The organism is Bordetella tumbae, from assembly GCF_965139195.1.
Lineage (GTDB): Bacteria > Pseudomonadota > Gammaproteobacteria > Burkholderiales > Burkholderiaceae_B > Bordetella_A > Bordetella_A tumbae.
In genome coordinates, this window is the sequence record NZ_CBCSJH010000010.1 from 65,655 (window position 1) to 85,688 (window position 20,034).

Sequence of the window (20,034 nt, forward strand, 5' to 3'; positions counted from 1 at the left end):
CCTTAATAAGGGGAACGCCGGCCATTCTTACTTTCATATATATAAAGATGATTAAAATGTATTTTTATATATAAATAAATAATGAAAGAATGGCCGCTGGGCTTACTCCTTTCAGGGCACGTATCACCATGAAGCGTTTTCTCCTTCTCTTTTCCGCCGCGGCGCTGATGGCGGGCTCGGCCGTGTACGCCGCGCAGCCCTTGCTGACGCCGGCCGAACTGAACGCGGTGCGTAGCGAACCCGCCGTGCGCATCATCGATATCCGGCCGCCGCAGGACTATGCCGCCAACCATATCCCCGGCGCCTTGTCGGCCCCCTATGGCCAATGGCGTGGCCCGGCGGACAATCCCGGTCTGCTGCCGCCCGTAGAAAAACTCGCCGACCTGGTGCGCAAACTGGGTGTGGATCAGAACATCCATGCTGTCGTCGTATCCTCGGGCTCAGACGCCACCGATTTCGGCAGCTCGGCGCGGGTGTATTGGACACTGAAATATCTGGGCTTGTCCGAGCTGTCGATCTTGAACGGTGGGGTCAAGGCCTGGGCTGACGCCGGCTTGCCTCAGGACCAAGCCGTGCCGACGGTCGCTGCCAGCACCTATACGCCGGTGCTGAATCGATCCTTGATCGCGACGCAAGAGCAGGTCTTGGCCCAGATCGATAACCCCAAGGTGCACTTGGTCGACGCCCGTCCGTCGAACTTTTTCCGCGGTGAGGTCAAAGCACCCACCGCCAAGATCCCGGGCACGATTCACAACGCGCTCAATCTCGAGCACAGCAAATGGTTCAAGCCTGGCACGTCGATCTTTGTCTCGCCGGACGAGGCAAAAACGATTGCGTCGCAGTCTTTGCCCGAACCCGCTGATGAGACCATTTCTTTCTGCAATACCGGTCACTGGGCAGCGACAGATTGGTTCGCTCTGTCAGAGGTGGTTGGCCAAAAGAACGTGATGCTCTATCCGGCATCGCTGGCCGATTGGACACAATCCTCTGAGGCCTTGCCGATGGACAACGTGCCTAGCAGAGGTCAACAGATCTGGAAGAGCCTGAAGGATTTGGCGGGCTGATCGCGAGTCGAATAATCAAACTCAAAATTTTGCAGCCGCTTGGTTGCATCCTTTTCCCCGGCGTGAGCGCCGGGGTTTTTCAAGGCATGTGATGACCCGTTTCCCGTTGGCGGCAGTATTCGCCGCGTTTTTCTTGGCGTTGGCCTGGTTCGTATCGTTACGTCAGGCGGCCTTATTCCTCGTTGGCATCGGCATGGGGGGTGTGCTGGCCGGCGCGCGATTCGGATTCACGACCGGGTGGCGACGCCTGATCGAACAGCGCGATCCCAGCGGCGTGATGGCGCAATTGATACTGCTCGCAATCGCGGCGGCAGTGTGCATGCCGCTGCTGGCCGAATATCCGACGGATCTGGGGGCAGCGCTAGGCCCACCTAGTGTCAGTTTGTTGATTGGCGCGTTCGTATTCGGCGCCACGATGCAGATTGCCGACGGCTGCGGCTCCGGCACGCTGTACAAGGCTGGTATGGGCGTGCCGTTGAATATGGCGATATTGCCGGTGTTTGCGATCGGCAGTTTTCTGGGCTCGGCTCAGTTGGAGCAATGGCTGCAGCTGGGCGCGACAGCCCCCGTCAGCCTGGTAAAAACGTTTGGCGCAGGCGAGGCGTTTGGGCTGACATTGATCGGCTTGGTCGTGTTTGGTTTGGCTGCACGCGCCTGGGTCGGCGGGGGCGCCAGCTGGTTCAACCGGCGCCTGCTGATCGGGGCCGTGTTGTTGGCCGCATTGGCGATGCTGAACCTGCTGATTGCCGGTCAACCGTGGGGTGTGGTGTATGGCTTTGGCCTGTGGGCCGCAAAGCTCGCCACTGCTGCTGGGCTATTCGACCCAACGGCGAATGCCTTCTGGAGTCAGTCCGTCAATCTCAATAACCTGTCGCAATCGGTATTCCTGGACGTTACCTCGATCACCAACATCGGTATTTTGGCGGGAGCCTTGTTCGTCGCTGCGGGGCAAACTGCCGCGCAGCGAGCGCCCTTGACCGGCAAGCAATGGCTGGTCGGCATCATCGCGGGTTTTTTGCTTGGCTACAGTTCGCGTCTGGCCTTTGGCTGCAACATCGGCGCCATGGTCAGCGGCATTTCCACCGGCAGTTTGCACGGCTGGATCTGGGTGCCGTTAGCGTTTTGCGGTTCATTGATTGGCGTACGGGTTCGTCGCCACTTTGCGTTTTAAGCTGGGCGTGCAGATCATGAAGAAAAATCTATCCTCACTCACGCTGGTTTTTTGGCTGGGTTTGATTGCCTTTTTTGCCTGGGACTGGGCTGTGTCCAAACCCGTCAACGTTCGATTGGAGCCGCCGCTCATCGCAGCGGGCTCCGGCCATGCCCCCACAGGAGGGCATTGCGCATCAACGTTCTGAGGCGTTTAAACCTGCTCGCTACGGTCGCGGCCTAGCCCGCGACGCCATCCTGTCTGATCTGCCTGCGGCGGCGTTGACGCTACCGCAGGCAGATGTCTTTGTAGCAATCGCATGGGCCTCAGATGCGCCTATTTCCGCGGCAACTCCGCGGGCGTTGCGCTGCCTTGGTCAACCTGAGATTCCGACGGAATCACTACCGGCGTTGGAGGCTTGCTGGCGCAGGCGGCCAAGAGAGTGAGAGACAGCAAAGCAGCGAAACGCATAGAAAGGCTCCGTGATGGGGTGGATGAAATCAGCTTGCCGAGGTTTGCAACATGTTCACCATTGTGCGGTGCCCTCTGCAATTCTTTCATGTCATGTCACATTATGGCCGATGTTTTTACATCCTTGTAGATCACCCTCAGATCTGAGCAGCCTAGAAATCCATTGATTCAAGCCAACTTGGAAGCGAATGCATCCATGACAGATGGCCTGTCGTTTGTCGTCGAAAAACAAGCCGTCTCTCCAAATTGCTACCTATTTCGACGTATTTTTTCTAGTCATATTTTTTGTCGTTACATGCAATCAATGTGCTAAATGTGTCAATCCATAGTGTTGCAGCATTGTTTCACTTAAGTTGCAATGGAAATATCTATGCGCGTTTGATATGCAATTAGCTATAACAATATACGGGTTAATGACATGTGTTTGTACATTTCACTGTGATAATTTAGCTCTTTGAAAGAATATAGAGTCGTATTGTGTTGTTTTTAACAATTGGAAATAAAAAATGGTTTCAAAAATATTTGAAATCATCTGAGAATGCTGCTGTTGAATAGGCAATACCAGTATTATTTTTTGCAGTTCGTGAAGATATCCTTCACGGATGCTTTCTTTTGGCAACTTTTGCGTCGGAGAATGTCATGGCGATCATTGGTGTAAATATTGGTTCGAGCGATCAGACAATTGATGAAAGTAATTACGACGCTGGCGATACGCTGTCGATCACTGCGCTTGGCACTAACACGCTGACAATTGATGGCGTCTCCACATCCGCGAATTTTGCCGCTGGCGTTTCGATAGTTGGCAACCCCACGTACAATTTGGTCAATGGCGGCGACCTGACGATCAATTTTGGTGTGGCCAATCTGAGCGCTCTGAGCGGCACTACGTATAACGTTGGTGACGGCTCCGCGTTGACCATCAATGGTCCTACGGTCGACGTTGGTTTGATCAACAATCAAACGATCAATTTCACCGGTGACGGCGGCGGCGTGTTCTCCTATGACCCCAGTGGTCTGATCGGGACTGGCCAAACGTTCAACGTTGAGAGCCTCGGTGTAGGCGATACGCTGTCGGTGGGGGATCGTACCAACGGCACGTTTACCTACAACGCAGAAACCCAGACCGGTACGCTTAACTATCCCGGTGGCATCCTCGGCGTCGGTGGCGGCCCGGTGACGTTCAATGTTCAGAACCTGAGCCAAGAAGACTACGACGCCATCATCGCTGACCACGGCGGCACCACTGGCTTCGGCGAATTCGTTTCGCCCGTGTGCTTCCTGCGTGGCACCATGATTCAAACGACCAAGGGCGAAGTCGCCATCGAAGACCTGGTCGCAGGCGATGTCGTCATCGGCCAATCCGGCGAGCGCACCGTCAAGTGGGTCGGCTTCCGCAAGACCTACACCAAGCGCATCCCCGCCGATCGCCGTGCCGAGCACATGCCCATCCGCATCGTCCGTGATGCCATCGCTGAGAACGTGCCCAGCAAGGACATCGTGGTTTCGCCGGGACACCACATCCTGGTCGAAGGCAAACTGGTTCGCGCTCAAGACATGGTCAACGGCAAGACGATCTATCAAGAAACGCACCACGTCAGCTACGAGTACTTCCACGTAGAACTCGATCAGTTCGACGTGATCAGCGCCCATGGCCTGATGTCCGAATCGTGGGCCGACGGTGGCAACCGCGACTACTTCCAGAACGCCGACGTCGCTGCTCTGCGTCCGGAAGACCGCAAGCGTCGCCGTGCTGACCGTCCGGGCTTCGTTGCTCTGCGCAAGGGTGCCGAACTCGAGCGTCTGCAAGCCGTCTACGCTGCCCGCGCTGAAAAGCTGCAGCAAGAACAAGACCAAGAGTTGATGGTCGCTTACGGCTAATCTTCACCCGTGCCAGGCGGGTCCTGGCACCGTTGTTGATAGAAACTGACTTCCCACGCCGTACCGGTATCCGGTACATGCGTGGGAAGTTTTTTTATTGCTGCGAGATCAGCGCGCAGTGCTCGGCACAGGCGTATTGAGTAGCTGTTGCTCCCATAAAAACGCTATGCCGCTGCCGCCTGCATGGTGCTTGATGACTTCCGTCAACTCGCCGATGTGTTCGGTGCGCGCCCAGTCGCGCTGCCATTCCGATGCCACTGCCAGCCACGTCATCATGTTGGCGCCGGCGGCGATCATGCGTTGGATGGCGATCTCGTGTGCCTCGACCGACACGCCGCCGGATGCATCGGTGACCACGGTGACATCCCAGCCTTCGCCAAGGGCCTGAATGGTGGGCATCGCGACGCATACCTCCGTCCACAGACCAGCGATGATCAGTTGCTTGCGGCCCGTTGCCTTGACCGCATCTACGACCTTCTTATCCTCCCAGGTGTTGATGAGCGTCCGGTCGATGACCTCCTGGCCGGGAAACACATCGGTGATCTGAGGAAAGAGGAGGCCGCCTTGCCTGGCGATCACGGTCGTCAGGATCGTGGGCACGTCGAAGGCCTTGGCGACTTTTGCCAGTGCGGCTGAATTGTTGACCACCATCTGTGGCTCGTGACTGTTCACGTTCGCAAGCTGGTAAGGTTGGTGGTCGATCAGGACGAGTACTGAATCCTCGGGGCGAAGAAGCGAAGCCAAGCCGTTACGGAAGGTCATTGATACATCCTCTGCAGTAAGTGAAATGGGTTTGCCGGCAGGCACGCTCGAACTGCCGTGCTGCCTGAATGGATTCTGGCATCTCCATTTATGATGCGGTACCGGCCTTTTTTGCTACGCTGTGTCGCTAAACAAGGAACGCTGAATGGATATCGAAGACCTGCAGACCTTTGTCGCCGTTGCAGATGCGGGCGGCGTATCGCCCGCTGCACGCCGGCTCGGTATCTCTAAATCGATCGTCAGCCGGCGGCTTTTGCGGCTGGAAACAGAGTTGGGTACCCAGTTGCTCGCGCGAACCACGCGCGGCGCCGCGTTGACGGAGGCCGGGGCCGCGTTTCGAGATCATGCCGCCAGGGCCTGCGCCGAGATCGACGTGGCGAGGGAAACGATCCTGCCTACTGGCGACCTTCGTGGCCGCTTGAGAGTGGCGGTGCCGCTGTCTCTAGGCCCCAATCATTTTGCGCCCGTGCTCGCCGACATGGGACGGCGCCACCCGCAATTGCATATTGATGCTTCTTACAGTGATCGCTTTGTTGACCTCATTACTGAAGGCTTTGATTGTGCGATACGGGTCGGCTATCTACCGGATTCCAACCTGATCGCCAGACGCGTCGCGCCGCTGTACGGCAAGCTCGTTGCAAGCCCCGACTATATCGACGCGCATGGTGCGCCCGAGACGCCGGATGATCTGATCGTTCATCAGGCACTCATGCAAGGCACCGAGGCCTGGCAATTCATGGACGGTGACAAGACCGTCAGCGTTCGTCCGCAGGGCCGCTTCAAAGCCGACAACGGCATCGCGCTGGCTGCAGCTGCGGCGGCGGGGCTCGGCATCGCTTGGCTGCCTGACTGCGTCACCTATGAATATGTGGCGTCTGGGGCACTAGTGCCTGTCATGACAGGCTATCCGCCGCCACCGGCAGGTATCTATGTCATTCGCCCGCCTGGGCAGCATCCTGCACGGAAAATACGAGTCTTGATTGAATTGCTGATCGAATATTTCGAGCACGCTCCGTATCTTCAGGGGAGTGCTCGCCAGATTTGACCGTGCTTGTTCGTATCTCGATTGCGATGGCAAAATGGTGATGAGGATTCCATCAATTTCCTGGTGGGTCTGGATGATCCTATCTACGATCTCGAAAGCAGAGTGCAACCCACAAAAAAACTGAGCCCGGGGCAATGCTGGGCTCAGGTAGAGCGTGCTCTTATTCAATCAATCCAGCTTGATCTTGGTGCTGAAGCTGCGCCACTTTGCCAGGTCCTGGGCGATATAGGCCTTGAATGACTCCGGTGTGCTGGTGGCGGGTTTGAAATAGTTGTCGGCCATGGCCTTCTGTGTCTCCGGCATTTGTGAAACTGCGTTGACCGCAGCATTCAACTTGGCCACGATCTCTGAGGGTACGCCAGCCGGGCCGACCAAACCGTAATAGGTATACGGATCGATCGCCTGCAGTTCCTTAAAGCCAAGCTCATTGACCGATGGCACATCAGGCAGCGCCTCGATACGGTTCGCGCTCGTAATGGCCAGTGGGCGTACCTTTCCGGCGCGTATTGCGCTGATCGCGCCTTGCAATGGCGAGATGCCCAGGTGCACCAAATTGCCTGACATGGCCGTCATGATTTCGGCATCGGCCTTATAAGGAATATGCGTGGCTTGCACGCCGGTCAGACTGAGAAAATATTCACCTTGCAGGTGGCTGGCCGATCCCATGCCCGACGAACCGTAGTTCAGTTCACCCGGATGGGCCTTGGCATAGGCGATCAGCTGGGAAAAATTCTTGACCGGCAATGCGGGGCTGATGGCAATCAGACCTGGGGTGGTGGCGACCAAGCCGATATGCGTAAAGTTCTTTAGCGGGTCGTACGTGAGATTCGTGCGGACGCCAGGATTCTGGGATAGCGAGCTGCCTGTGCCCAAATAGACTGTGTAGCCGTCCGGTGCGGAATTCAGAACGGCATTGATGCCTATCATCTGCGCTGCGCCCGGCCGGTTTTCCACTATTACATTGGTTTTTAACACGTCGCCCATTTTTGCGGCGTAGTAGCGCGCGACGGTGTCGGTCGAGCCGCCTGCACTGAACGCGACAATCATCCGTATAGGTCTGTTGGGGTAGGTGTCTGGCTGAGCGGCGTGGGCACTACCCGCTGCGATACAGACTGCGGCAGCAATCAGGCAGAGTCTGGTCGGGGTCATGGGGGCATCTCCTTCTTGTCGGTGTTTTCAATCTGATCAGCCGCATCATACAGTTTCATTAATCAGTTTTAGTTTCGATAATTGGAACTTGCTGAAAAATAGTTTATTTTTGCCTTTTGTTTGTTGGTTTCATTTAATGGAACTGGTTCCTAAAATTTGACAGGGGCGTTTGAACCGATTAGAGTCGCCGTGTGCTGACGAGCTGGATCCCCGTAATGGTGATGAATCTGGCCGTGTGGCTTACCCCCGAGGAGACAAAAGTGTTCGGAAAAATCAGTAGTACGTGCCTGCTGTTCTGTACGCTGGCCTGGGGCAGTCCGGCTGTGGCTGCCGAAGCATCAGAAGGCCCTACAAAAATCGTCGTTGCGTCTGCCCCGGGCGGTAACCTGGATGTATTGGCGCGTATTCTTGCCGAACAGATGAGTACGGCAACGTCGAGAAGTTTCTTTGTCGAGAACAAGGCCGGCGCGGGAGGCAATATTGCCACCGCGCAAGTCGCACTAGCCAAACCTGACGGGCGGACCTTGTTGGTCGTGTCTACCAGCCATACCAGCAACATTCATCTGTATCGCAAAGTGGGCTATGACCCCATCAAGAGCTTTACACCGATCTCCAGCTTGGCTGAGTCTGCGTTCGCTGTGGCGGTTCCTGTCACGTCGAGTTATCAGAGCCTGAGCGACTTGGTAGCGGCCGCGAAAGCCAACCCGGGTCAATTGAATTATGGCTCCTCAGGCATCGGCCAAGGGAATCACTTGGGCATGGAGTTACTGAAGTCGCGGCTGGGAATGGATCTGGTGCATGTGCCTTTCACGTCCGCGGGCGCTGTAACTACTGCGTTGATGGGCGCTCAGGTCGATGTTGCGATGCTGACGTTGCCGGGAGCATTTGCCGGTCTGGAGGCAGGCAAGTTGCGCATTCTGGGCGTCACTGGAAACCGGCGTGTGGAAAAAATTGATAGTGTGCCGACGATCCAAGAGACGACGGGCGTTGATTTTGACCTGACTGCATGGCAAGGGTTGGTAGCGCCAGCTGGTTTGCCGCCGGATCAGGCTGTTGCATTGAGCAAGCAGATCGCTGCCGTCTTGGCCATGCCTCAGGTTGTCGAGCAACTCGATCGCGTAGCCCTGACGCCGAAGACTTCCACTCCAGACGAGTTCGGACGATTTTTGGTCCGGGAGACCGCCCGCTGGGGCGACGTCATTCAACAAGCGAACATACGTGTGGAGTAAATATGGTGAGCAATACTCTTGCCCAGCGATTCGGCAAGTTCATTACTGAGTCCGAACTAGGAGATTTTCCATCAGAAGCCGTTGTGCACGGCCAGATGCTGGTGGCCAGTACGCTGGCCAGCGCTGCGCTGGGATCGACCCTGGAATCCGGCCACATCGTTCGGCGTCTGGAAACTGAACGCGGAGGAAACGCCGAGGCTACGGCGTGGTTTGGCCAATGGGACGCGTTGCCTGCTGTAGCTGCGGCGCGTGTGAACGCATTGATGAGTGACGCCGCAGCATCAGATGATAGTGACTTGCGCAATATCGTGCACAGTGGCACACAAGCTTGCGCGGCCGCGGTCGCGGTGGGGCAGCAGTGCGGTGCCAGTGGTAAAGACGTCGTTGCAGCCATCGTGCTGGGCTACGAGGTCGCCGGCACGATCAATACGGCCATGACAGGCGGGCTGCAGCGCAAGGGTTTTCACGGTTGCGTGGTGGCGACCTTTGCCGCGGCAGCAGCTGCGGCGCGGCTGTTGAAGCTTGATGCGAAATCGTCCGCTCATGCGCTGGCGTTGGCCGCTACGTCTATGGGAGGGCTGCATGCGGCTGCTGCGACTAGCCTGTCTCGTGAATACCAGGCCGGTAATGCGGCCATGATGGGGGTATATGCGGCACAGGCTGCCAGTTTGGGCTATCAAGCTGAGCTGGCCACGTTTGAAATGAAACGAGGGTTTTTCGAGACATTGGGCAATGGCGCAGACGCCGAAGAGGTGATCGGCCAATTGGGCAGGAAATGGAACATTCTGACCGAGCTTGGTGTGAAGCTCGTTCCGGGAGGATCACCGTTTCATGCTGTGGCGGAGGCTGCCGCAAATGCTGCGCGCCAGGCAGATCTCGATGTGTCGGATATCAGCCAGATTTACTTCACCATGCCGGATTATCCATTTCCCGGGCCGAAGCATCCTACGGATTTGATCGGCATCGCGCACAGCCCGTTTTATTTCGCCGCGGCGGGTGCCGCCGATCATGACTACAGCTGGCAACATGCTTTCCCGGAAAAGATCCAGGATCACCGTATCCGATCGTTGTTCGATCGCGTGACGCGCGTGGATGCGGACGTTCCCGACAAAGGCTTCTACAAAAGCGGGGCCATCGTCAAGATCGAAACCAAGGACGGCAGGGTGATCGAGGAAACCGTTCGATTTCCCAAGGGTGCTGCGGTGCGGGGAATCAGTTGGGACGAGATCAGCCACAAATACCAAACCCTGATGCCGTATGGCGGCGTCAGCCCCGGGGCCATAGCCCGCAGTTTCGACTTGCTACGTACCCTCCCTTCGGTGCCGGCAATCCAGGACTTGATCGTCAGCCTGCGCAACGGCTGAGAACGTATTCACCGATAAAGAAAAACAGGAAGAGACATGAAGAAAACGGCATTTACGCGCTTGGGACGGGCGCTATTGGCCTCGTTGATGTTGACATGCTCGGTCGGCGCATTCGGCGCCGATGCATATCCATCGCGGCCCATACGTGTGGTGGTGCCCGTCGCTGCGGGCGGATGGGGCGATGTGACCACGCGCATCATCGCCCAGCGCATGGCCGAAGAGCTGGGCCAACCGGTCGTCGTCGAAAACCGGACGGGGGCAGGGGGGCTGGTAGGTATTCGCTATACCAAGGGCGAGCATCCCGATGGATATACCGTTCTGGCGACCGGCGGCACGATTGCCATTCAGCAGGCTCTGAACGCTCAGCCCGGCTATGAGGCTAACAAAGATTTCGTCGCCGTTGCCTCGATGGTGCGTTCGCCTGCCATTGTCGTCGCGGGGGCGGACTCGGCGTACAAGACTCTGCCTGAGTTGATTGAGGCCGCGCGCGCCAAGCCCAATCAGATCAGTTACGGGTCCGCAGGGGTAGGCACGACGACGCACATCGCCGCTGAAATGCTGTTGCGCAGGGCGGACGTTCAAATGTTGCACGTGCCGTATAAGGGCAACGGTGCAGCCATGCCGGACGTCATCGCGGGACGCCTGAGTTTCATGATCGACGCTTATGGCAGCAGTGCTTCCAATCTGGAAGGCGGACGCCTGCGTGCATTGGGAGTCACAGCCGACAAGCCCTTGAACGTGTTGCCGAAAGTGCCGACCGTAGCTTCCGCAGGGCTGCCGGGTTTTGAGTATTACTACTGGCTGGGACTGTTTGCTCCGGCGGGCACCCCAGAAGACATCGTAAAGGTATTGTCTGAGGCGTTAAGACGGTCACTAGACGATCCCAAAATCAAGGCCAGATTGCAGTCCGATGGCACGGAGCCGTATTTTCTGGCTCCCGCGGAATTCAAAGTATTCCTGAGCAAGGAGGTCTCTGATACCGCCTCCTTGATCAAGGATCTGGCACTGCCGAAGCAATGACGCGTTGGTCACCGTTCACCACTCAAACTACAGCAAAGCACAGCAGGGATCTGAGCATGGCCGATGAGCGCGTCAATGTGAATGCAGAGGAACAGGAGCAGGCACTCAATGCCGTCAACGATGTCATCGCCGCGGCGGTTCTATTGCTGAACCTTGAGGTCATGGCGATGGGGTGCAAATCCGGACTGTCATTAACAGGCATGCTGCAGACTATTAACCAAAGTTCGGGCCGCAGCCGTATTTCCGAGCTCGAACTGCCAATGTTGCTTGCCGGCAGAGATATTGACAACGGGGTGCTGGCGTCAGTCTTGAACAAGGTGGACCGCGCGATTGCCTTGGGCGCGGAGGCCGGTGCCGCGATGCCCATTGCGGCCGGGACGCGTGCGTTGCTGCAGATCGGGGTCAATATGCGAGGGGCCGAGGCATATGCAGACAGTATGGTTGATGTGATCGGCAGCTTAGCAGGAGTTTCGTTGTATACCGCTGCAGAACGTAGCGGGCAGGCCGGGCCGCCAGTGAACGATGTTCCGGTTACAGCTTCCTCTCGCAAGCCAGTCATCGGCTATGTGGGGCTGGGTGCGATGGGCAGCGCTCTGGCGCAGCAGGCATTGCAGGCGGCGAGCAAGCTATATGTCTACGATATAAGCCCGTCGCGCGTGCAGACGTTGGTACAGCAAGGCGCCCATGGGGCGACCGACCTGGCGTCGTTGGCTAAAGCCTGCGACATCATCATGCTGTGCGTGCCAGGTGCAGCCGAAGTTCGCCAAACGCTGTTTGGAGCGAGCGGCATGATTGACGGATTGGCGCCTGGCAAGATCATCGTGGATCAAACGACCGGCTCGCCGGCACGCACGCGCGCATTGGCAAACGAGCTGGCGTGTTCAGGTGTCACATTGATCGATGCTCCCGTCGCGGGAGGACCAGACGGTGCACGAAAAGGCTCGTTATTGAGTTTGTGCGGAGGGGGCGGGCCTGCCTATGTCGTGGTCGAGAAAGTGTTAAGGGCAATGGGCAGTCAAGTCACGCATTTTGGTGAGACGGGTAATGGCCATGCCGCAAAACTCGTCAAGAACGCGCTGGGGGCATGCAACCGTCTCATCACCTACGAAGCATTGTCCATGGCTATGAGGCTGGACTTGCCGCTGGATGTGTTGGCCCAGACCGTCAGTACGAGTCCGGGCTGGACGGTTGCATTTCAGCGCATTGTCCCGGCTATGAAGACTGGTGCGCCGACAGCCGATATCAGACTGGAGCTATTGGCGAAAGACCTGCGTCTTATCTGTGATCAGGCTGTGAGCTGCGGAGCGCCAATGCTGATTGCCAATCTAGTGCGCACGTCTGTCGAGAACGCAATCTGCGAATTGGGTAAAGACGCCAACATTGACGAACTGGAACGGGTGTTTGGGCTGGACGCGCTCCGGCAAAAGAAGGCATGAAGAATCATTCATGAAGTTTCATACATTGAAACTTGTGCTGATAATAGAAATTTCGTGTTAAGATTTCTCATCGCTGAAAAATCTCGCTTTGTCCTTTGATGCTGAGTTCAAGCTCGCCGGCCAAGGCTACATAAACTCAACAGGAGACGTGCAAAAGTGAAGATCGGGTACATAGGATTGGGCGCGTTGGGCGGTCAATTGGCGCGTACATTTCTGGGCAAACATGAACTGCACGTTTGGGATGCCAATACGACGGTGTGCTCGGCATTTGCAGAGGCTGGCGCACAGGTCGCAACCTCGGCCATTCAGTTGGCGCGGGACTGTGAGGTGATTCTGTTGTGCCTCCCGCGTAGTGCCGATGTGCATCAGGTGGTATTTGGTCCGGGCGGGCTGTCCGAGGGGTTGTCGGCCGGGCAGTTGGTCATCGACCAGACCAGCGGCGTTCCAGCCGAAACGCATGCGATGGCGTTGGAGCTGCAGCAACGTGGTGTGGTCATGATCGATGCTGCGGTGTCGGCCAGTCCGCACATTGTTGCCGAAGGCGGCGCGACATTGATGGTAGGGGCGTCTGACGAGGCATATGAACGTGCGCTGCCGGTGCTTCGTGCCGTTACCAAAACGATCTACCGCTGTGGCATCCGCGTGGGTGACGGCCAGGCGATGAAGATGGTCAACAATGCCATGAATGCCGGCGTGCGGCTCGGGACCTTGGAGGTCGTGGCAATGGGCCGTGGCGCTGGTTTGTCATTGACCAGCATGACCGACCTATTGAACAAGGGGGCGGCGCGCAATCAAACCACCGTAAAAATGCTGCCTGCCATCGCCGCAGGAAAAGCGTCGACCAATTTTTCATTGGCGCTGCAAATCAAAGACGTAAATCAAGCGGTGGTGTTGGGTATGCAGACAGGCGTGCCCATGCCGCTGATGAATATCGTTCGAGGGTTGCTGCAAATAGGCCTGAATACCGTAGGGAAAAACGCGCAGCTCGAAGACATGGTCACCGTTATCGAGTCCATGGCGGGTACCCGGTTCAGGGACGATAACCTGCAGGCCCAGGCGGAACATGCAGGCGATGTCCATGACGTGGCATCGATGAAGATAGGCTTTGTAGGGTTGGGCGCCATGGGCGGATCGCTCGCGCGGCGGCTGATGCAGTCACAACATATTCACGTCTACGACACACGTGAAGAGGTTCGCAGACAGTTCGAGCGCGAAGGTGCAGTGGCGGCGGACGATCTGGCGTCGCTGGCCACGCATTGCGATGTGATTTTCCTGTGCTTGCCTAATTCAGCAGCCGTCCATGATGCCTTGTTTTCGGCAGAAGGCTTGTCGAGGAAGCTGGCACCACAATCGTTGGTCATCGACATGACCAGTGGCGATCCGGTGCAATCCCGGCGCTTCGCTGACCGGTTGCAGAAAATGGGTATGGGTTGGGTTGACGCCCCGGTGTCGGGGATGCCGGATTGGGCGCTGGCGGGCACGATTGCCATCATGACCGGTGGCACATCACAGGATTGCGCGCGCGCTCGCCCGGCGCTGGAGGCCATCAGCACAAACATTGTGACGTGCGGCCAGGTAGGCAATGGGCATTTGATCAAGCTGGTAAACAACGCCGTGTCTTCATTGTGCCGGCTTGTCACGTACGAGTGTGCCGCAGCGGGATTCAAGTATGGCCTGTCGTTGTCCACGATGGCTGAGGTATTGGCACATACCTCTGGCTGGAGCGGCGTGTCTCAACGGGCGTTGCCCGTTCTGGGTACGGAGGCGAAATCGGCAAATTTCCAGATCCAGTTGATGGTCAAGGATCTGCGTTTGGCTGCCAACGTTGGCATGGCGTGCGGCGCGCCCATGATGATTTCCAATGCCGTGCGCACTCTTTTCGAGACCGGGCACAACGGGATTGGCGGCACTGCAAACATCGACGATATGGCTCACTTGTACGAAGCCATGGCAGGGATCAAGTTTCAGCAGGATACGACACTGGACTAGCACGTGGTGCCGCATTGCTATTTGAATCACAAGATCAGTATGGAGACAGCAGCGTGAAACGGCAATATTCGAATTTCTTTGGCATGGGCGCCTGTGCGCTCGCCGCGGCATTGGGGGGAACGACCGCAGCGCAGGCGGCTGATGCGTTTCCGACGCACCCGATACGCGTCATCGTGAATACGGCGCCCGGCGGCCTCACGGACGTGACGACGCGACTCGTTGCAAAGAAGATGTCTGAAAACCTGAATCAGTCGGTAGTGGTCGAGAATCGCGCGGGAGGTGATGGTCTGATCGGTCTGCGTGCCGTCAAGGCTGCCGCACCCGACGGCTACACCTTGCTGGCCTCCGCGGGGACGATGGCACTGCAACCCTCGGTGCGCGAGGATGCCGGCTACGATCTGCTAAAGGATTTCACTGGCGTGGGTCTGATGGGCCGATCGCCGTTCATGTTGGTGGAAGCCTCCTCCGGACAGGACAAGTCGGGAGCCGACTTTATCGCCCGCGCCACGGCCAATCCCGGAACGCTGTCCTATGCGTCGGCGGGGGTAGGCACCGTCCCTCATCTGGCTGCTGCGGTGCTCTTCAAACAGCTGGGCTTGAACTTGATGCACGTGCCATACAAAGGAAACGGTGCAGCCATGGGTGATGTGATGAGCGGCAGGGTCGACGTGATCATGGAGGCCTATGGCAGCAGCGGGGCCAAGGTCAAAGCAGGGCAGTTGACGGCGCTGGCCTTGACGTCGCCCAAGCGGGCGACAGTGTTGCCGGATGTTCCGGCATTGGCCGAGTTGGGTGCGCCTGAGTACAGCTACTACACGTGGTTGGGTATGGTGGCGCCGGCGGGGACTCCAAAAGAGGTAGTCGACCGTCTGTCCATTGCATTACGCAGCGCCCTGGACAGCACAGAGGTGCAACAGCGGTTTCGCGAAGATGGGGTGGAGTCCTTGCCGCTCTCGCCAGACGAGTTCAACAACTACATGGCGCAAGAAGTCGAAAAGGGGCGCGAGGTTGTGACCTATCTGGCGCTGCCCAAACTTTAATCCCATCTAATACTGACTGGAGTTCGGAATGACATTGACGATAGACGGCGGCGCACTGCACGATTCCCTGACGACGGGACAGAAGCAAGCGTTCGAGTGGCTGCGCGGCCGCCCTAAGCAATTGCTGATCGGAGGGAAGTGGGTCGATTCTCTTTCTGGTAAAACGTTCCAGACCATCAATCCGGCGACGGAGGACACCTTGGCGGAAATCGCCGAGGCTGACAGCGCCGATGTGGACCGCGCGGTCAAGGCGGCACGGCAGGCGCTGGAGTCGCCGTCGTGGTCGGGTATTTCTCCGCATGTCCGCACCCGGTATCTGCTAAAGATCGCTGACCTGATCGAGGAGCATGCCGAAGAACTGGCTATGCTCGAAACGCTGGATATGGGTGCTCCTGTGTCCTTTACAGCGGGGCGCGTTGCGTCGGCCGCCGAGTTGTTTCGCTACTACGCCGGCTGGGCCACCAAGATCATGGGCACCACGAACCCCACCGACGCGGCGCGCTTCGTGTACATGTTGCGCGAACCCATGGGCGTGTGCGCGTTGATCAATGCATGGAACGTGCCATTGGTCATGGCTGCTACAAAATTGGCGCCCGCCATGGTGTGCGGTAACACTGCCGTCTTGAAACCTGCCGAGCAGTCTCCATTGTCGACCCTGCGTTTGGCCGAGCTGATCCAGGAGGCGGGCGTTCCGCCGGGCGTGGTTAATGTGATTCCGGGATTTGGGGCGACTGCAGGTGCAGCTATGGCGGCGCACTTGGACGTGGATAAGATCGCGTTTACAGGATCCACGGCCGTGGGCAGGCATATTCTGCAGGCGTCTGCGGGCAACATGAAGAAAGTCACCCTGGAGCTGGGTGGAAAGTCGCCCAACATTATTTTTCCCGACGCCGACCTGGACAAGGCTATTGAAACGGCGGTCGTGGCCTTTTGCCGCAATTCCGGGCAGATCTGCTCTGCGGGCACGCGCCTGTTCGTCCAGGAAAGCCTGCAAGACGAAGTCACTGAGCGCATTGTAAAAATCGCCTCAGGCTATAAGGTTGGCTCTCCATTGGCTGCGGCTACGCAATTGGGCCCGTTGATCTCGGAAAAGCAGATGCAGCGCGTGTTGGACTATGTGAGGTCGGGGCAAGAAGATGGCGCTACGTTGCAACTGGGCGGTGCTCGTGCTGCGGACGTGGGGTATTTCGTCGAACCCACGGTGTTTTCCGGGGTGGCCAATGGCATGAAAATCGCCCAGGAAGAAATCTTCGGGCCGGTGCTTTCGATTATTCCATTCAAGGACGAGAACGATGCAGTGCTGACAGCCAATGACACGCCTTATGGCTTGGCTGCGGCAGTGTGGACGCGCGATATCAGCCGCGCCCACCGTGTGGCACGTGCGTTGAAGTCAGGCCGCGTGTGGATCAACACGTATGCGGAGACCGACCCTGTCATGTCCTTGGGTGGCTATAAGCAGTCAGGGTTCGGGCGTGAAATGGGTGCCGAATCGATCGAGGCTTATACGCAGACCAAGTCGGTGCTGATGCGCCTTTGAGCGGTAAAACATAAAACGATAGCCCAATGATGGCAGGAGACAATCATGAAATCACTTTTGCAGCGCATTGCCCGGTTTTCCCTGGGCGGTCTGGCCGGGCTGGCACTCTGTGCCGGTGGTATTGCGCAGGCCGCCAATTACCCTGATCATCCCATACGCCTGATCGTAGGTGTGCCGCCTGGCGGTGGCGCTGACATGATCGCCCGGTTGCTTGCAGAGAGCCTGCATGGCATTCTGGGCCAGACAGTCATTGTCGAGAACCGTCCTGGCGCTGGCGGCAATATTGCCGCGAGCGAGGTGGCGCGGGCCAAGCCGGACGGCTATACCTTGCTGCTGGCGAACTCCAGTCATGCCATCAACGCCAGTTTGTACAAGAAATTGCCGTTCGATCCTATCAAGGATTTCGAGCCCATTTCGCAGTTGACCGAGAATTTCTTCTTTCTGGCGATCAAGCCCTCGTTGCCGGTAAAAACACTGGGTGAACTCGTGCAATACGCCAAGGGCCAAAAGACGGCACTGTCCTATGCATCGGCAGGGGTAGGGCAGGGATCGCATCTGGGCATGGCTATGCTCGCTTCTGACGCGGGTTTTGAGGCGGTGCATGTGCCGTATGCGGGAATGGGCCCGGCGGCGCAGGCGCTGTTAGGGGGACATGTGGACATGGCGTTTTTGACGCCGCCGTCCACGCTGCAGTATTCCCAAGCCAACAAGATTCGGGTACTGGCTGTGACAGCACCTACGAGAGTGAAATCGCTGCCTGACGTTCCCACGATTGCGGAGTCGGGCTATCAGGGCTTTGAGGTGAACAATTGGCAGGGGTTGCTGGCGCCCGCGGGAACACCGCCAGACGTCATTCAGAAACTGCAGGAATCAGTGGCCCAGGCGTTGAAAAAGCCCGAGGTCGTCAAGCAGCTGAATACCAGCGGCACTGATCCCGTGGGCTCCGCGCCGGACGCATTCGGCGCATTCCTGAAAGCCGAGATAGAAAAGTGGGGCAAGGCGGTGGCGCAATCAGGCGCAGTCGCAAACTGATCATGTTGTGCCGTATCTCGAAAGGAAGTTGGTCATGAGTGTGCAGGATGCAGACATTGCACGTGGTGCTGAGGTTGTCGGCTTTGTCGGCCTCGGGGCAATGGGAGGGCCCATAGTTCGCCACTTGTTGAGCCAGCATTGGACAGTCGTGGTGTACGACTTGAACCAGGAGGCCGTTCGCTCGGCAGCGCAAGCCGGTGCGCGCATTGCCGCCAATCCTCAGGACGTGGCACGACAGACTGGATTGGTCTTTGTTTGTCTGCCTTCGTTGGGGGCATTGCGCGCTGTCCTGTTGGGTGATGACGGCGTCGCCCGTTGTGGTCGGCCGTGCACTCTGGTCGATCTGTCTACGACGGGGCCAGCGTTTGCACGCGAAATGCGTGCCGCGCTGGAGCCACGAGGCGTCTCATATATCGACGCACCGATTACAGGCAATGTCACGACCGCCGGTAACGGACGGCTGGGAGTGATGTGCTCGGGGCCGGAGTCGGCGTTCGAACAGGCCGAGCCCGTCATGCGTGTGATGGCAGGGGCCACTGTGCTGTATCTGGGAGACTCATCGGGGCGTGCGCAAACACTGAAATTGCTGAATAACCTGATTTCAGCGACTGGCATGGCAGTCACATGCGAGGCCTTCATCCTGGGGGCAAAGGCCGGTTTGAAGCCGGCCGTGATGCTACAGATCCTGAACGCCGGCGAAGCCAGCACAAATGCCAGCCGCAATAAATTCGCCAGCTCTGTACTGCCGCGGCGTTTCAATTACGGCGCACGCATGGCCATTACCGCCAAGGATATTTCGCTGACAGTCGCGGAAGCCGAGCATTTGAACGTACCCGTATGGATCGCGCGCCCCGTGCAGCAGTTGTGGCGTTACGCGGTGTCGCAAGGTGGTGCGGAACGTGATGGCAGCGCTTTGATTACCTACCTGGAGGCGTGGGCTGGCATTGAGGTACGTGACGACGATGCAACGTACGACGCGCTTTTACCTGCAGACGGCGGCCCTATGGCCCCCGGGGCGTGCCACATCTTGTGCGAGCCCGAGAATGTCTCAGCGCTGGTAGATCATTTGGCGGGTCTGGGGTGGACCGTAGCCCTGGCGACGGCGGAAGATTCCACTCCTGCGGCGCATTGCATAGTATGGGTACTCGACAGCGATGCCGATATCTCCGAACTATCAGGTTTGCCCGAGCTGGGCTCAAACCCCGACCATGCGCTGATCGTCAATACCTGCTGGATGCCTGCCGCGCAAGCGAGCTTGTTGGCTGAGCGGTTGCAACGGCAGGGCTATGGATTCGTGGACGCTCCTTTATCCAGTAGGCCTCGGGACATGCAGGATGGTAGCGCAACGCTGCTGGTCAGTGGCGATCCCCGTCATGTGTCGCAGGCTTTGCCCGTTTTGCACGCATTGGGAAAACAGGTATATCAGGTTTCAGCGCGGCCTGGCGACGCCCAGCGTATGCGCCATTTGGAGGAGGCCGTCTCCGCCGTATTGCTTGCCGTCGCCTGCGAATCCTATGTGATCGGCGCGCGTGCCGGTTTAGCTGTGGAGATCATGCCCCGCATTCTAGGCATCGAGACCGGCCGTACGTTGGCCAGCGCAACACTGTTTCCGCAGCAGGTGTTGACGCGTCAGTTCGATTACGGGAAATCCTTGGGCAGGGCCCTGCGTGCGCTGCAGCTGGTCAGCGAGGAAGGAGCCAAGTTGCAGATCAGTGCATGGGTGCTGGAATCCGCCCGATTGCTTTATCGCATGGCAGTGGCCAGGCTTGGGCCTGACGCTGACGTGACGACCCTGGTTCAGCTGTACGAACAATGGACCGGCGTGGAGGTCCGTGCCGGATCGTCCGCACACGATACACAAGGATGAG

General features: G+C 57.8%; 16 protein-coding genes. 14 read left to right on the top strand and 2 right to left on the bottom strand.

All coding sequences use genetic code 11. From position 1 onward, the window contains the following. Positions 1-128: 128 nt before the first annotated feature. The 4 genes from ACNA0J_RS13375 (at position 129) to ACNA0J_RS13390 (ending at position 4,563) form a co-directional block, all read left to right on the top strand. Complete coding sequence (locus ACNA0J_RS13375) at positions 129-1,064, top strand: sulfurtransferase (RefSeq protein WP_415819345.1); 936 nt, start codon at positions 129-131, stop codon at positions 1,062-1,064. A gap of 91 nt (positions 1,065-1,155) precedes the next feature. Further along, entirely contained in the window at positions 1,156-2,235 is a 1,080-nt protein-coding gene (locus ACNA0J_RS13380; protein WP_415819346.1) for a YeeE/YedE family protein, read from the top strand. A gap of 16 nt (positions 2,236-2,251) precedes the next feature. Then, positions 2,252-2,422, top strand: coding sequence for a hypothetical protein (locus ACNA0J_RS13385; RefSeq protein ID WP_415819347.1), 171 nt, complete (start codon positions 2,252-2,254; stop codon positions 2,420-2,422). Positions 2,423-3,324: 902 nt separating this feature from the next. Further along, complete coding sequence (locus tag ACNA0J_RS13390) at positions 3,325-4,563, top strand: Hint domain-containing protein (protein WP_415819348.1); 1,239 nt, start codon at positions 3,325-3,327, stop codon at positions 4,561-4,563. Positions 4,564-4,671: 108 nt separating this feature from the next. On the opposite strand, the gene ACNA0J_RS13395 is transcribed toward ACNA0J_RS13390, so the two are convergent. Then, positions 4,672-5,325, bottom strand: coding sequence for a hydrolase (locus ACNA0J_RS13395; RefSeq protein WP_415819349.1), 654 nt, complete (start codon positions 5,323-5,325; stop codon positions 4,672-4,674). Positions 5,326-5,470: 145 nt separating this feature from the next. On the opposite strand from ACNA0J_RS13395, the gene ACNA0J_RS13400 reads away from it, so the two are divergent. Then, positions 5,471-6,370, top strand: a complete 900-nt coding sequence (locus ACNA0J_RS13400) for a LysR family transcriptional regulator (RefSeq protein WP_415819350.1) — start codon at positions 5,471-5,473, stop codon at positions 6,368-6,370. A 168-nt stretch (positions 6,371-6,538) separates the two neighbouring features. On the opposite strand, the gene ACNA0J_RS13405 is transcribed toward ACNA0J_RS13400, so the two are convergent. Beyond that, positions 6,539-7,519, bottom strand: a complete 981-nt coding sequence (locus ACNA0J_RS13405; protein ID WP_415819351.1) for a Bug family tripartite tricarboxylate transporter substrate binding protein — start codon at positions 7,517-7,519, stop codon at positions 6,539-6,541. Positions 7,520-7,779: 260 nt separating this feature from the next. Here ACNA0J_RS13405 and ACNA0J_RS13410 point away from each other — a divergent pair, with 260 nt between their 5' ends. From ACNA0J_RS13410 to ACNA0J_RS13450, 9 genes are all read left to right on the top strand, one after another. After that, positions 7,780-8,748 carry a Bug family tripartite tricarboxylate transporter substrate binding protein gene (locus ACNA0J_RS13410; protein ID WP_415819353.1) on the top strand — a complete coding sequence of 323 codons (969 nt, stop codon included), beginning with the start codon at positions 7,780-7,782 and terminating at the stop codon, positions 8,746-8,748. Positions 8,749-8,750: 2 nt separating this feature from the next. After that, complete coding sequence (locus tag ACNA0J_RS13415; RefSeq protein ID WP_415819354.1) at positions 8,751-10,112, top strand: MmgE/PrpD family protein; 1,362 nt, start codon at positions 8,751-8,753, stop codon at positions 10,110-10,112. 36 nt (positions 10,113-10,148) lie between these two features. Continuing rightward, positions 10,149-11,132, top strand: coding sequence for a Bug family tripartite tricarboxylate transporter substrate binding protein (locus ACNA0J_RS13420; protein ID WP_415819356.1), 984 nt, complete (start codon positions 10,149-10,151; stop codon positions 11,130-11,132). 56 nt (positions 11,133-11,188) lie between these two features. Then, positions 11,189-12,568, top strand: a complete 1,380-nt coding sequence (locus ACNA0J_RS13425) for an NAD(P)-binding domain-containing protein (protein ID WP_415819357.1) — start codon at positions 11,189-11,191, stop codon at positions 12,566-12,568. A gap of 156 nt (positions 12,569-12,724) precedes the next feature. Beyond that, positions 12,725-14,557, top strand: a complete 1,833-nt coding sequence (locus tag ACNA0J_RS13430) for an NAD(P)-dependent oxidoreductase (protein WP_415819358.1) — start codon at positions 12,725-12,727, stop codon at positions 14,555-14,557. A gap of 53 nt (positions 14,558-14,610) precedes the next feature. Then, positions 14,611-15,597 (top strand): Bug family tripartite tricarboxylate transporter substrate binding protein, encoded by a 987-nt coding sequence (locus ACNA0J_RS13435; protein ID WP_415819359.1) that lies wholly within the window; start codon positions 14,611-14,613, stop codon positions 15,595-15,597. Positions 15,598-15,625: 28 nt separating this feature from the next. Next, positions 15,626-17,134: an aldehyde dehydrogenase family protein gene (locus ACNA0J_RS13440; RefSeq protein ID WP_415819360.1), complete on the top strand. Its 1,509-nt coding sequence runs from the start codon at positions 15,626-15,628 to the stop codon at positions 17,132-17,134. Between the two features lie 45 nt (positions 17,135-17,179). After that, positions 17,180-18,166, top strand: coding sequence for a Bug family tripartite tricarboxylate transporter substrate binding protein (locus ACNA0J_RS13445; RefSeq protein WP_415819361.1), 987 nt, complete (start codon positions 17,180-17,182; stop codon positions 18,164-18,166). 34 nt (positions 18,167-18,200) lie between these two features. Then, positions 18,201-20,033 (top strand): NAD-binding protein, encoded by a 1,833-nt coding sequence (locus tag ACNA0J_RS13450; RefSeq protein WP_415819362.1) that lies wholly within the window; start codon positions 18,201-18,203, stop codon positions 20,031-20,033. The last annotated feature ends 1 nt before the right edge of the window (position 20,034 follow it).

Bases quoted from the DNA above. Each gene is read 5' to 3' on its own strand.
- ACNA0J_RS13375 (WP_415819345.1), top strand. From the start codon at position 129: ATGAAGCGTTTTCTCCTTCTCTTTTCCGCCGCGGCGCTGATGGCGGGC.
- ACNA0J_RS13380 (WP_415819346.1), top strand. From the start codon at position 1,156: ATGACCCGTTTCCCGTTGGCGGCAGTATTCGCCGCGTTTTTCTTGGCG.
- ACNA0J_RS13385 (WP_415819347.1), top strand. From the start codon at position 2,252: ATGAAGAAAAATCTATCCTCACTCACGCTGGTTTTTTGGCTGGGTTTG.
- ACNA0J_RS13390 (WP_415819348.1), top strand. From the start codon at position 3,325: ATGGCGATCATTGGTGTAAATATTGGTTCGAGCGATCAGACAATTGAT.
- ACNA0J_RS13395 (WP_415819349.1), bottom strand. From the start codon at position 5,325: ATGACCTTCCGTAACGGCTTGGCTTCGCTTCTTCGCCCCGAGGATTCA.
- ACNA0J_RS13400 (WP_415819350.1), top strand. From the start codon at position 5,471: ATGGATATCGAAGACCTGCAGACCTTTGTCGCCGTTGCAGATGCGGGC.
- ACNA0J_RS13405 (WP_415819351.1), bottom strand. From the start codon at position 7,519: ATGACCCCGACCAGACTCTGCCTGATTGCTGCCGCAGTCTGTATCGCA.
- ACNA0J_RS13415 (WP_415819354.1), top strand. From the start codon at position 8,751: ATGGTGAGCAATACTCTTGCCCAGCGATTCGGCAAGTTCATTACTGAG.
- ACNA0J_RS13420 (WP_415819356.1), top strand. From the start codon at position 10,149: ATGAAGAAAACGGCATTTACGCGCTTGGGACGGGCGCTATTGGCCTCG.
- ACNA0J_RS13425 (WP_415819357.1), top strand. From the start codon at position 11,189: ATGGCCGATGAGCGCGTCAATGTGAATGCAGAGGAACAGGAGCAGGCA.
- ACNA0J_RS13440 (WP_415819360.1), top strand. From the start codon at position 15,626: ATGACATTGACGATAGACGGCGGCGCACTGCACGATTCCCTGACGACG.
- ACNA0J_RS13445 (WP_415819361.1), top strand. From the start codon at position 17,180: ATGAAATCACTTTTGCAGCGCATTGCCCGGTTTTCCCTGGGCGGTCTG.
- ACNA0J_RS13450 (WP_415819362.1), top strand. From the start codon at position 18,201: ATGAGTGTGCAGGATGCAGACATTGCACGTGGTGCTGAGGTTGTCGGC.